A 13,259-nucleotide genomic window follows, 5' to 3' on the forward strand; every position below is an offset into this window, starting at 1 on the left:
CCAAACACGAGCGACCGTGTTCAATCATCAGTCACGTCCCAATTGTCATCCGGGTTGAAGCTCCTGATGCCCGCGGCTATTTTTTCGGTCTCCCGACCGAGATCGGCCTGGTAGACCGTGCCGTTAGCATTCAGTTGGAACGTGTGCACGCCGGTTTCGCCATACCGGATCGGCCAGGCGATCAGTGCGAATCCTGCGATCATGTTGCCGTTGATCACGTAATCGAACTTTCCGCCCGCGATGTTCGGCCCCTGGCTTTCGATAATCCTGTAGCGATAGCCGTAATAGCCCTCGCCGGCCTTCGCTTTATCAAGCGCCGCATTGTCTTCGAGGGCGTTGCCCGCCGGGCTGTCACCCTCGCCGAGATCAGGCGACCAGTAGAGACCGTCAGTTTTGCCGTCGCTGCTGATCAGTTTCTGGGCATATTCCAGGACGCCGTCATCGTCGTGGTCGGCGGAAGAATATTCCCTTTGGGCGTCGACATAGGCCCGCATCGTGTCGATGGTCTGCAATTCGTTCTCGCCGACGCGACGATCGATGATCTCCTCGAACCCGGCATAGGTGTCGAAACCCCATTTGCCATCGTCGCCCTTCGCGATCGGAAATGGCAGAGGCCATAATTTGTCGCCGATCTCGATGATCTTGCGGCCATCGACGTCCTTCACGACGATTTTCTTGCTTGTGCCGTCCCGGATCTGTGCGTAGGTGTCCATCACGCCTTCGTCTGCCTTCGCTTTCGCCGCATCAATTCCCAGCAGCGCCGTAACCTTGTCGAAATCATCAGCCGACAAGGCCGCCTTGAAGGCCTCGACGGCTTGTTCCGGCGTCTCGAATACCGGGGGATCGCTCTGCGAAGCGAAGCCCGAGATGACGGTCGCATCGGATGGCTCTGCCGCAGATGTCGAAACCGGATTGGTGGCGAGAGCCGCAAGAGCGAACACAGAACCCAGAAGCATGTTTCTGACTGACTTGGTCATCACTTTCCTCCTTCTTTCGGTCACCGACGACCGCCGCCGCGGCCACCACCGCGGCCACCACCACCGCCACCGCGGCCGCCGCCACCGCCGTGCATTACTCTACCGCCGCCGCGATTGCTCCCGGCCATGGCCTGTCTGCCGCGGTTGGACTGCATCTCAGCGCGCCTGCCGCTGTCGACCTGACCGAGGGCTGATGGCTTTCTGGGGCGGTTGTCGACCCGGGCCGCTGGCTTCGGCTTTGCGACCGGACGTTTGGCGTTGCCCCCGGACCTTGCTTTTTCGCCAGCTCTGTTCGTCGTCTTCGCGTCGGGCCTGCGGTTCTGCGCGGCCTGCGCGGCCTTCCCGCCTCCAGGAGCCGTCCCCATATTGCCTGCCTTGTTGCGGGCAGCATTGATCCTGTCCGCATCGATCTTGCTCTTGCGGACATCGTTGACACTGATCTTGCCTGGCTGGTCGCGGATCGTGTTCGCACGGTCGTTGCCTCTAGCTCCGACCCTGTTGCCGGGATTCGCCTCGATACTGCTCCGGAAGGAGTTGCGGTCCATCTTGTTGAGCTGCCCGCCGTCGAACCCGATCTTGCTGCGATCGACATTCTTCCAGTCGACGTCGTTGATATTCACTTTGCCATTGATGTTGTTGAGGCAATTGTTGCAGTCGATATCGACGTTGCCGTTCCAGCGCCCGCCCCATACGCCCCAGCGGTTCCAGTCGACGGCAGCGGCCCAAACCGCTCCCGTCACCACGCCCGCGAAAAATGTGGCGGTCGGATAGTAGTAGTTCGGATACGGCTCTGAATAGTAGCCGATAGGCTCAGCCGCATAGTTCGGTTCATACAGCATCTCCGGCGCGTACTGCGGAACGTAGATCTTGTCGGGACTGGCGGAGACGATCACGACGTTGTCGTTCTCCTGGCTGACCTTGATCTTGTCGTCAGTCTTGATGATGCCGTCGGCGACCGCTTTGTCGCGCAGTTGCTGTATGGCGATCAGAACGTCCTTCTGCTGGACGGAGAGCGCCTCTCCGAGCGACTGCGTCCAGTCCAGATCGTCGCTCATCATCGTGACGATCTGGGGATAGTTCAGCAGCGATACGATGCTGCCGTCCCACGTCGTCTTCGGCTTGAGCTCGGGCTGCTTCTTCAAGGTTTCGAGAAACCGGGCTGCTTCCACGACCTGCAGCGGATAGAGCGACGCCGATGTCACGAGCGCGACCAGTTCGTCCGGATAAAGTGCAATCCGCGCCACCAGGATCTCGAGTTCGTCGTCGCTCAGCGGCGCTGGCGCGTCATCGTCCGCTGCGACGGGACCGGCAGTGGCCGGTTGCTGCGCGGCGGCTGTCAGCGTCAGATGTGGCGAAAACAGGAAACCCAAAGGCAGAAACAGGCCCGCAGCGAGCAACAATGCGTAAGGTCTAGCCATCTCAAATCCTCCTTGCGGTCAGACATGGTGTGTAGGCTGTCGACTATTGTATTTTCGCTGGTGCCGCATACTCCTCCGAGTGGAGGAGTATTGATAGCTAAACATCGGCCAAGCAGTCTTTTGCTCCAAATTTATAGCAAAGACAGCCCCAGGCGTAGTCGCTAGGACGTATGTTACAGTAACACACTTGCAAAAGCGGAGTTCAGCGCGCAAACTAAAATCGACGGCGGGCCGCTTGATCACGAAGTCATTGGCACGCCGAAAAAACGCATCCGCCAACAGCATCGCCCTGGGCGCCATTCGCACGCCGACCAAGACCTGCGCGTGGCGAACCTCGGAAACTGTGCCGACTTGATGAAGCTCATTCCGTACACGCATCGGCGCGACGGAGGAGATCGGCCGGACAGCGGTGCGGCTTGCGCCTGATTTCACCGACTACATCGTCGCAGCGACGATCTATATCGACGGCGGAATAACGCTGTACCCCGGTTTCGAAACCGATGCCTAACGTTCCATCTCGGCGCGGTGCGCTGCCGCCCCCGTTTGGCACGTCAATGAGAGATAGAGCCGACACACTCCTGCTTCATGCATTTCGCTCATGCCGCATACTCATCCCAGTTGGAGGGTGTTGACAGCTAAAATATCGGCAGGCTGTAGGTAACCAGAACCTACAGTATCATACGGTCTAGTTTGACTTATCGATGCTGTAGTTTTCGGTATTGGCCGTCGGCCATTGGGAGGCAACGTTATGGCTGAAAGTGAAAAGTCAAATCCTCAGATGCTTAGCGCGGAAGAATTGAGACAGAAAGCTCTGGAACTGCAGCTGATAGAAATGGAGCGTGAGGACAAAATCAAAGCGCGTGAAGCAAAAAAGCACGCGGAGTTCGTCGATGACTTCTTCCGCAAACACGTCGGCGACAAGGAACGTGACATTATCAGGCGCGTCGTCATGAAGGCAGCCGCCGACGGCAAATCCGAGGCCATGGTCTATAGCTTTCCGTCGAGCTTCTGCACGGATAGCGGCCGCGCGATCAACTGTGCCCGGCCAGAGTGGCCGACGACGCTTCAAGGAAAAGCCAAGGAAATATATGATCTTTTCATCGAAGTCGCCCGGCCTCACGGCTACAAGCTGAAGGCGATGGTCATCGGTTTTCCGGGCGGCATGCCGGGCGACATCGGCTTCTTCCTGAATTGGGAGGCACCAGTCGGCTAGGCCGCTGCGCACCTATGCGGTTCGTCAGCCATGGGTTCGGCCGGCACATCAGCGCCCGCGGCCAACCCTTCGGCTGATGGAGCGATCGGAGGCTACCCCACTGCTAGCCTGAGTTCGCTTCAGCAGATGAATGAATTCCGGGGGGAGTGGCATGCTTCAAAGTTTTCATATGCCGATATTCAGGGGCCTGGAGGGATTTCGCGCGGACTGGCTGCGAAGCGATATTCCCGCGGGGCTGTCGATTGCAGCTGTCGGCCTGCCGAGTGCGATCGCTTATCCCGCCATCGCCGGCCTCCCCCCGGAAACCGGGATATATGCGAGTATCGTCGCGCCCGTCGCCTACGCCCTGTTCGGGCCATCGCGGTTATTGGTGGTCGGGCCTGACGCCGGGACCATGGCGGTTCTTGCGGCAGTCATGGCAACTGTCATCGCCGCCCAACCTGCCGGCACATCAGCCGATCCGGTTGCGATCGCGTCTGCCCTGGCGCTCGGCGTCGGAGCCTTCTATTTTGCAGCACGGCTGCTGCGGCTGGGCGTCCTCGCAAGCTTTCTATCCCGCCCGATTCTGGTCGGCTTCTTTGCCGGCGTATCGATCTCCATCCTTGTCGGGCAGATCGGCCGCTTTACCGGGGTGCGTATCGAGTCCGACGGTCTCCTGCCGCCGATTGCCGAGATCATTCGCAAGAGTGCCTTGATCCATTGGCCGACATTGCTGTTCGGGCTCGCCATGTTCGCACTGTTGTGGATCGTGAAAGCCACGCGGCTGCCTGTACCGGGACCCGTCGTCGTTGTCGTCGTTTCCGTCATTCTCTCCGCCATCTTCAACTTTGAAGCCGCAGGCATCCGCGTCGTTGGCGATCTCCCCACCGGGCTGCCGTCATTCTCCCTCCATGCATTCTCTCAAATGCCCATGGACAGGATCGTCCTTGGGTCGGCAGCCGTCTTTCTGATCAGTTTTGGCTCGAGTATCGTCGCCGCACGAAGCTTCGGGGCGCGCTCCGGCGAGGAGGTCGACGCCAACCAGGAACTGATCGGGCTGGGCGCGGCGAACATCGCCCCCGGCCTGTTTGGTTCATTTCCCATCGCCGTCTCCGACTCGCGTACAGCGATCAATCTTGCAATCGGCGGCAGATCGCAGGCAGCCGGTCTCGTTTCCGCCGTGACCCTGATGGCGGCGCTGCTGTTCTTGAATGGCGCCCTGCGCATCCTGCCGATCCCTGCCCTGGCGGCGATCCTGGCGGCAGCCGCAATCAGCCTGATCGACGTCAGCGAGTTGAGAAAGATATGGCACATCAGCCGCGCGGAGTTCGTCTTCGCCCTCATCGCCATGTTCGGAGCCATCAGCTTCGGAGTCCTGAACGGCGTCGTCGTCGCGATCGCCGCAACCCTGATCTATCTCCTGCGCAAGACGATGTTCCCGAAAGACACGCTTCTCGGCCGCATTGCCGGGCGCGATGGCTTCTACGACATGCAGCGCTTTCCGGACGCCCGGGGCGTTCCAGGCATCTCCATATGTCTCGTCCAGGGCAATCTGCTGTTTTACAACGCCGATTATGTCCGCATCCGGTTGCGCGCCATCGCTGACGGCCTGCCGGCCGAAACACGCTGGCTCATCCTCGACGCCAGCGCCATTGCGCATATCGATAGCACCGGAGCCGCCGCACTCGATGCCGTGCAGGCAAACCTCTCCGGGCGGGGCATCGCCTTCGGCGTGGCTCACCTAAACGCTGAGGCCACGGAGCTGCTGGGCCGCGCCGGCGTCGTCGGCGGCATCGGAGCCGGAAAGTTCTTTGACGACACGGAAGACGCGCTGCGTGCCGCGCGCCTGGGGGAAGGAAGCGACCGGCCTTTGGCCGGAGGTCATCAATAAGGGGTCATGGAGGAAGTGATGAACAAACGGCAGGACGACGACACCGAAGTGGACGAAAAGAAGCGCAAGAAGTCCTGGAACTACGACAAGGAAATCGTAAGACTTCAGGTCGAACTCGCGCATCTGCAGGCCTGGGTGAAGAAATCGGGCGCTCGCATCGTGATCATCTTCGAGGGCCGGGATGCTGCCGGCAAAGGCGGGATGATCAAGCGAATTACCGAGCGCGTCAGTCCACGGGTTTTTCGCGTGATCGCGCTGCCGGCCCCGACCGATCGCGAAAAGACGCAAATGTATATGCAACGCTACATCGCACATCTGCCGGCCGCGGGCGAAATCGTCATATTCGATCGCAGTTGGTACAATCGCCCCGGCGTGGACCGGGTGATGGGATTCTGCTCGGAGAAAAAGGCAAGGCGTTTCCTCGAGCTGGCTCCGGGTTTCGAAGCCTCGATAGTCGAAAGCGGCATCACCCTGCTGAAGTACTTCCTGACGGTCGGCGAGGAGGAACAGGATCGCCGCTTCAGACGGCGGATCGACGATCCGCTGCGGCAGTGGAAGCTCAGCCCGATGGATGTCGAGTCGTACCAGCGGTGGTGGGACTACTCGGCTGCTTACGACGAAATGATCCGGGCGACGGACCGCCAGCACGCCCCATGGTGGATTGTGCCGTCAGACGACAAGAAGCGCGCGCGCATCAACTGCATCTCCCACATCCTGAAATCGATTCCGTATGAAAAGGTGAAGTTCGATGCGCCGGACCTCGGGAAGCGTCAGAAGCGGCCCGGCGGCTACGTCGAAGACAACAGCATCCGGCACGTAGTCCCGGATGTGATCGCCGAGGACATGCGATGATCGGGGCCGCGTGAGACGACACCGCACCGGAACAGCGCTGGCTGTCCGGCGCGCTGATGTTTTCAATCAACAGGAGTGTGTGATGATCTATCCGTCGATCCGTGTGCTGTCCGTCGCTATTGCCTGCATTCTTCCCTTGGCCGGCATATCCGTTTCGAAAGCGCAGGCGGCCGAGCCGCTCGAACAATTTCCGATGGTCATAACCTGCGAATATAAAGGCCTGCACCAAGCCTTCTACTTCACGAGATTGGATGCAGATGGTATGGCCACCTACATCAATCCGAGCAAGGTTGCGGGAACGATATCGATCGGCGGGACCGCTAAAGCGTTAGGTGAACCAATCGGCGGAAGTTGTTTGGGCAAAACACTTAAGGAGCTCAGGGCATCCGGACAAGCCCGCGATCTCAAGCCCTAGCAACCTTCCCTTCCGGATGTCCTGGATCCGCATGCCGCAATCGACGGCCCGATCCGGCAGGAGGGAGGCTGCACCTGCATACTCAATTTTAAAGTTCGGACAGCGGGGGCCTGGTCGGGAAGTCCGTCAAGCACTGTCATTGAGGCTCGTCGTGGTTCGGAACGACAAAGGGAGGCAAAGATGACCGCCGAGACCGTGCCGGGTTGAAAACAAAGACCTGATGCTAACGCATCGGCAGTCACCGCTGCAGGTCGTAGCACTGCGCCCTGCGGCTCCCGGTCTGGCAGGTCGGCGAGAAATGGAGGCGATAGCGCCTTTGTTTCATGCATTCGCTGAAGCCCTTGGGGTCGGGTGGATCCTTCCAAAGATGGGCGAGTTCGCAGTGCTTGCGAACATTGATGAAGTCTTCTGCTCTCGGTGGCGTCAACTGAAGCCGCCGAAGCGGCTAGCGCCAAGAACATCGCGGAACTCAAAGCAGCCGACGTCTTCAAGATAGGCTGCTCTCAGAGAACGCCTGAGTCATGCCGATATCCTCTTCGTTTCCCCCGTCCGCGGCCACAGGATGACGGCAAACAGCAGCGCGTAGATCAAGGCTGCTGCGACATAGACGATGCGGGTGGCGAAGGATTCTGCAGCGCTCCCCGGCAGAGGCGAGACCCCGAGGCCGAATAGAATGAGGAAGGTGGTCAGAGCGCCGGCAAATATCGGTGCGTCCTTCGAGCGGGCGGCCGCGCGCCCTCCGATGAGGAGGACCACGATGAGAACGATGAGGAAGATCGAGAAAAGATTGGGGCGCAGTGATAGCGCGGCATACGCAACGGAGGCGAGCACGCCGCCGAAGAGGTTGACGAGCACGAGCCCGATCGCCGCCCGCGCGCTCGCGGCAACGTCGAGCTGCCCGAGCAGCGACGCCACGGTTATCGGAATGACCGCCGCAGCGGTCAGGTTGTCGCTCGTCAGGCAGATCACGACAGAGCCCAGAAGGATAACCGTGTTTGCCAGCGCCCGACCCAAGGCCGGCGGCCGCTCGGAGATCGCCACCGCCTCAACCTCCGCGGCGAACGGCTCGGGAAAGATTGCATGGGCGAACCACATCAGAGCCGTGCCGGACAACACCCCGGCGACCAGGATGGACAGGATGGAATTGGCGAGTTCCTTGTTCAGGATGCCGAGCAGAGGCACGATGATCGAAACGACGAGCACGAGAAAGACGGCCGCTCCTCCCTTTCCCGTCGACTGCGCGGCGAAGCACGCAAAATAGGTCAGCCCCAGGATCAGGAGAAGGGGTGCCGGACGGTCGCCGAGAACGTCGGTCAGAACCATCATCGCCATCCCTGCGATCAGGACGACCATCGCCGCCCCGATAGTCTTGCCGAGCGGCATCGGCCGCGAACTACCGAGCAGAAACTGGGCGGCAAAGAGCGGACCGAGGAAGGGCACAATGGCCCCCGCATAGACTGCGAGCGTGAAGCCGATCGAGACCGCGAACGCAACCCGCAGCCCCTTGCGTTTCTGCTCCTCGATCGCGGGGCTCCTCTCAGCGGACATAGGTCAGCACCGACATGATGCGGATCCAGAGCGATCCCCAGGCATTGGTGACCGGGTTGTCGCCGGTGTAGATGACGACGGTCGCCTGCGATCCGTAGCGGACGCCGCCCTTGGGCCTCTGCGCCTCCTCGATAATGAGCCGGACTGGAAACCGCTGCGGCTCCTGGACCCAGCCGCTATCGCTCCGGATCGTCGGCAATCCGGTGTTCGGGTCCGTGCTGCCTTGCGATACGCCGAAACCAACGCTCTCGACTTGCGCCGGAAACACCCGACCGGGAAGTGCGTCGAAAAGGACTTCCGCTCGGTTGCCGACTGCGACGTTCTCGAGGCTGTTCTCCTTGAAGGCGGCGGCGATCCAGATCGTTCCGACATCGATAAAGGTCATGGCCGACTGCCCAGCCGACACGACCTTACCGGTTGTAAGTTGGAGGTTGGTCACGACCCCGGCCGAAGGTGCCTGAACGGTGGTCCGCAGCAGATCGAGTCGTGCCTTTTCGAGCGCCGCCAGGGCCGCCCGGAGCTGCGGATTGTCATTTCCGCTCGGCCCGAGTTGCTCCTTGGCCTTGGCCAACTCAGCCTCAGCACCAGTGACGGCCGCCTCTGACTGACCGAAAGCCGATTTGGTTGAATCAGCCCGCGCTTTGGAATATACGCCCCTCTTTTGCAGCTCTGCGGCGCGCGCGGCTTGTTCGCGAAGATTGTCCCGATCGACTTGGGCCGTTACGAGCTTTGCCTGCGCCGCATCGACAGCAGCCGTTGACGCGCCCATTGACTGGCCGACACTTGCAAGGCTCGCCTCGGCCTCACTGACCGCGAGTTCGTAGCGCTCGGGATCGATGCGAAAGAGAATCTGGTCGGCCTCGACCCGCGAATTGTCGGCAACGCCCACTTCCACCACCCGGCCGGTGACTTCGGGCGCGATGCCGACGATATAGGCCTGAACCTGAGCCTGCGATGTTGACGGCGTCCGCCGCTCCATGAAGACAGAGAGGGCGAACAGGGCGAGCGCCAGCAGGAGGACGATGAGGGCTATCCTGCGGAGTGGATTCCGAGGCGTTGGGGAAATGGCAGGCTCGTCCAAGTTTTCGGAAACCACGGCAATATCCTTCGGAGGCATTTCGTTTCGTGCAAGCGCAAAATTTCAGCGCCGGACATTTGTCGCGATGGTCGTTACCGGGCGATGGAACGCAAGTAGGTAACCGTAACATACGCCCCTCGATGGCTCCGCGTGCTTGGTCTCGCCTCGTCAGCGAGCGGTTGGCGGTACCGAGGCGTCAAGTGCGCCCTCTATCTCCTTGGAGAGTTCTGCGATCAGCTCTCGGTATTCGGCGACACGCTCGTCGCGCTTCGGATCGGTTGAGACGTTCCATTTCTGCAGCGCCGATTGGGCGTCGGCAAAGTCCCTGCAGATTTCCCGAAAGTCTTCACTGCGGGAAGAGAGATCGTCGATCGCCTTGATCCTGGCTGGAAACTGCCGACGGACTGCGGTCACGCCTTCGTCCATGGTTCACTCCTTACCGGCATTTCGAATGCTGCCACTGCAACGTGTGCCAGATCCCGATCTACATGGACGGCGATCGGTTCGTGGAGTATGTTACCGTAACATACGGTCTGGCAGTGATATGACTCCATGGGGGATTGGGGACAGACATGCAGACGTCGATACCAGCAGAGGGGTCTGCGGCACCCATTTCTTCAAGGCCGGCGCCTCACGCCGACGACATCCGGGAACAACTGGAACGTGTCGTCTCCAGCCCTGAATTTCCCGGCGTCGGTCGCGCCGCCACGTTTCTCCGCTATGTCGTCTCGGAAACCCTCGAGGGCCGGGGCAACCGGATCAAAGCCTATTCGATCGCGATCGAGGTGTTCGGCCGGGATCCCGGCTTCACCCAGGACGATCCTGTGGTCAGGATCGAGGCCGGACGGCTCCGGCGGTCGCTTGAGCGCTATTATCTCGTCGCCGGGCAGCATGACCCCGTCAGGATCGACATTCCCAAAGGCGGATATGTTCCAACCTTCGCCTGGTCCTGTCCGGCATCAGTCGACACTGGAGACGAGGACGCTGGCGAAACATCGCCCTCTGAGGTCCGCCGCGGAGGCTGGTGGCGCGCAAGGCGGGTCTTGTTGCCGGGTGCTGCTGCGCTCGCTGCAGTGGCTATTTCGCTATTTTGGATCGCGGAGCGGTCTCCCGCTCCGTCGCTGGCACGCGTTGCAAGCCTGTCGCCCGATCGCCCGGCCCTCGTGGTGGCTCCGTTTGCCAATCTCGGCGAAGGGCCGGAGGCGCAGCTCTACACAGCCGGCCTGACCGAGGAACTGATGACTATCCTGCCACGGTTCAAGGAGATCAAGGTTTTCGGCCGCGAAACGTCCAAGTCCCTCCCAGCGGATGTGGGCGCATCGGAGATCCGGGCCGAATTCGGCGCACGCTATCTCCTTGCCGGCGGGGTACGCACGTCCGGCAAGCGCCTTCGTGTGACGGCGAGGCTGCTCGATACGTCGGACGGCGAAATCCTCTGGTCGGAGAACTATGACAATGATCTCGCATCGGGAGACCTGTTTGCGATCCAGACGGATGTTGCCAGAAAGGTCGCGACCGCCATCGCCCAGCCCTACGGGGTGATGGCACAGGTCGACGCCGCCAGTCCGCCGCCGGATAACCTCGGTGCGTATGAGTGCACTTTGCGCTTCTATGCCTATCGTTCGGAACTGAGCGCCGAGGCGCATGCGCGCGTCCGGGATTGCCTCGAGGCCGCGCTCGCGCGGTTTCCGAACTACGCGACCGCCTGGGCAATGCTTTCGATCGTCTATCTCGATGAGGACCGGTACAAGTTCAATCCAACATCAGGGCAGGATACAGCCATACAGCGTGCACTCGATGCCGCCAGGCGCGCAACGCAGATCGATCCGAACAATACGCGCGGACTTCAAGCGCAGATGACGGCGCTGTTCTTCGACCGGCAGCTTGCTGAATCACTTCGCGTTGGCGAGCAGGCGCTCGCCACCAACCCCAACGACACCGAACTGATGGGCGAGTTCGGAACCCGGCTTGCAATCGCTGGCCAGTGGCAGCGCGGAGCAGACCTTCTGGACCAGGCCATTGCTCTGAACCCAGGAGGTGGCGGCTTCTACCATGGAACGCGAGCCTTGGCCGCCTACATGCTCCGCGACAATCACACCGCTGTGCTGGAGATCCGACAGGCGAACATGCAAAAGTTCCCCCTCTTCCATGTTGTCGCGGCCATCATCTATGCGGAGGCAGGCATGATGGAGGACGCCCGACGGGAAGGACAGGTGTTCGTCAGCATGCGACCTGACTTCCTGCCGAACGTTGTAACGGAACTCGCAATGCGCAACATGCAGCCTGAAGATCGCGACCGTCTGATCGAAGGACTTCGCAAGGCGGGAATGACCGTGCCCGATCCGAATGCAATGGCGTCGACCGCCGACACCTCGGATCTGCAACCCCGCTGATGCTGCCTTCCCGACCGTAACATACCCGATCATACGGGTAAGGCATCTCATCTTCGCATAGTCTCGCCTTAGTGCCGACTTCGACAGCCACAGCGCGCGGCGGCGAGGCCGGCTCAAACTTGATGTGGCTACGAGGAACGCCAGTGAGCACAGCGAAATGTCGCGATGGCCGAATTCAACCGGGCACTTCCCCAGGTCTGAAATGGATCTCGGCTCTCCTGCTGCTCTGCGCATTATCCGGATGTGGAGGCCACGCGAAGAACGTGCTCATCCCCGTTGCCGACAGCGCGCCGAACGCCGCCAAAGTCGACATGCTCGTGGCCACGACGCGCAGCCGCTCCACGATAAAAGGCGAGATGTTCACCGGCGAGCGCGCACTCGCCCCGGCCTTTGCCGACATCACCGTATCCATCCCCCCTGCAAACGTCCGCAAGGTCGGCGAAGTCGCTTGGCCGATGAGGCTTCCTTCCAACCCGGCAACAGACTTCGCAACCTTGAAAGCCGATGAGATCACGCGCGACGACGCCAAGAAATGGCTAAGCGCCTCAGTCAGGAGGAGCCGCGATCGCAGCGTGCTCGTGTTCATCCACGGCTTCAACAACCGTTTCGAAGACTCCGTCTATCGCTTCGCCCAGATCGTCAAGGATTCCGGCGTCCATAGTGCGCCGGTGCTGGTGACATGGCCGTCGCGCGGCAGTCTGCTTGCATATGGCTATGACAGGGAGAGCACGAACTACACGCGTAACGCATTGGAGACCCTCTTCCAATATCTCGCGAGGGATCCTGAGGTGAAAGAAGTCTCGATCCTGGCGCATTCCATGGGCAACTGGCTGGCGCTGGAAGCACTTCGCCAAATGGCGATCCGCAACGGCCGCCTTCCCGCCAAGTTCGAGAATGTCATGCTGGCCTCGCCCGACGTGGATGTCGATGTCTTCCGCCAGCAGATCGTCGACATGGGCAAGCAGCATCCGAAGTTCACCTTGTTCGTTTCGCGAGACGACCGCGCGCTCGCGGTATCCCGCAGGGTATGGGGCGACGTCGCCAGACTGGGCGCCATCGATCCCGAGCAGGCTCCCTTCAAGAAGGAACTAGCCGACAGCCAGATCACAGTGATTGATCTCACGAAGGTGAAGGCGGGCGACAGGTTGAACCACGGAAAATTCGCAGAATCGCCCGAGGTCGTACAGCTCATCGGCGCGCGGATTTCCGACGGACAGACGCTGACCGACAGCAAGGTCGGGCTAGGGGACAAGATCCTTGCCGCGACGACGAGCACGGCGGCGGCGGCAGGCAGCGCAGCCGGCCTGATCCTTGCCGCCCCGGTCGCCGTCGTCGACGCCGACACCAGAGATAATTATGCCGGCCAGGTCAGCGGCCTCGCGGGTCCTGTGGGTACACCGCCGAAGGCCTCCGAGTGCACCGCCGCGGGCCGATCGAAGGAGTCGTGCAGGCAATAACGGTTCAGGAACCGGCAAACTGAGGTTCATAGAGATCA

The 13,259-nt window shown here is 60.9% G+C and carries 11 protein-coding genes; 6 read left to right on the forward strand and 5 right to left on the reverse strand.

Annotated features, from left to right (window positions below; translation table 11 throughout):
- Nucleotides 1-20: 20 nt before the first annotated feature.
- Both ACIPSK_RS11240 and ACIPSK_RS11245 read right to left on the reverse strand, forming a co-directional pair.
- Entirely contained in the window at nt 21-977 is a 957-nt protein-coding gene (locus ACIPSK_RS11240; protein ID WP_162117294.1) for a DUF2950 domain-containing protein, read from the reverse strand.
- A gap of 20 nt (nt 978-997) precedes the next feature.
- A complete protein-coding gene (locus ACIPSK_RS11245) occupies nt 998-2,395 on the reverse strand; it encodes a DUF3300 domain-containing protein (RefSeq protein ID WP_162117295.1) in 1,398 nt (465 codons plus the stop codon).
- Nucleotides 2,396-3,143: 748 nt separating this feature from the next.
- On the opposite strand from ACIPSK_RS11245, the gene ACIPSK_RS11250 reads away from it, so the two are divergent.
- The 4 genes from ACIPSK_RS11250 (at nt 3,144) to ACIPSK_RS11265 (ending at nt 6,745) form a co-directional block, all read left to right on the forward strand.
- The gene (locus tag ACIPSK_RS11250) at nt 3,144-3,608 is read left to right on the forward strand and encodes a hypothetical protein (protein WP_162117296.1); all 465 of its coding nucleotides are present in this window, start codon (nt 3,144-3,146) and stop codon (nt 3,606-3,608) included.
- 151 nt (nt 3,609-3,759) lie between these two features.
- Nucleotides 3,760-5,478, forward strand: a complete 1,719-nt coding sequence (locus ACIPSK_RS11255; protein WP_162117297.1) for a SulP family inorganic anion transporter — start codon at nt 3,760-3,762, stop codon at nt 5,476-5,478.
- A gap of 6 nt (nt 5,479-5,484) precedes the next feature.
- Entirely contained in the window at nt 5,485-6,330 is an 846-nt protein-coding gene (gene ppk2, locus ACIPSK_RS11260) for a polyphosphate kinase 2 (protein ID WP_162117298.1), read from the forward strand.
- An 82-nt stretch (nt 6,331-6,412) separates the two neighbouring features.
- The gene (locus tag ACIPSK_RS11265) at nt 6,413-6,745 is read left to right on the forward strand and encodes a hypothetical protein (RefSeq protein WP_017964700.1); all 333 of its coding nucleotides are present in this window, start codon (nt 6,413-6,415) and stop codon (nt 6,743-6,745) included.
- Nucleotides 6,746-7,264: 519 nt separating this feature from the next.
- Here the strand turns inward: ACIPSK_RS11265 and ACIPSK_RS11270 are convergent.
- The 3 genes from ACIPSK_RS11270 to ACIPSK_RS11280 form a co-directional block, all read right to left on the reverse strand.
- A complete protein-coding gene (locus ACIPSK_RS11270; RefSeq protein ID WP_162117299.1) occupies nt 7,265-8,293 on the reverse strand; it encodes a DUF2955 domain-containing protein in 1,029 nt (342 codons plus the stop codon).
- Entirely contained in the window at nt 8,283-9,389 is a 1,107-nt protein-coding gene (locus ACIPSK_RS11275; protein ID WP_162117300.1) for an HlyD family secretion protein, read from the reverse strand. The genes ACIPSK_RS11270 and ACIPSK_RS11275 overlap by 11 nt, the downstream gene beginning before the upstream one ends.
- Before the next feature lie 150 nt (nt 9,390-9,539).
- Nucleotides 9,540-9,797 carry a hypothetical protein gene (locus ACIPSK_RS11280; protein ID WP_162117301.1) on the reverse strand — a complete coding sequence of 86 codons (258 nt, stop codon included), beginning with the start codon at nt 9,795-9,797 and terminating at the stop codon, nt 9,540-9,542.
- A 146-nt stretch (nt 9,798-9,943) separates the two neighbouring features.
- On the opposite strand from ACIPSK_RS11280, the gene ACIPSK_RS11285 reads away from it, so the two are divergent.
- Together ACIPSK_RS11285 and ACIPSK_RS11290 are read left to right on the forward strand one after the other, a co-directional pair.
- Complete coding sequence (locus tag ACIPSK_RS11285; protein ID WP_162117302.1) at nt 9,944-11,764, forward strand: adenylate cyclase; 1,821 nt, start codon at nt 9,944-9,946, stop codon at nt 11,762-11,764.
- Between the two features lie 143 nt (nt 11,765-11,907).
- Nucleotides 11,908-13,221 (forward strand): alpha/beta hydrolase, encoded by a 1,314-nt coding sequence (locus ACIPSK_RS11290; RefSeq protein ID WP_162117303.1) that lies wholly within the window; start codon nt 11,908-11,910, stop codon nt 13,219-13,221.
- Nucleotides 13,222-13,259: the final 38 nt, after the last annotated feature.

This window comes from Rhizobium sp. LARHSG275, assembly GCF_052871115.1.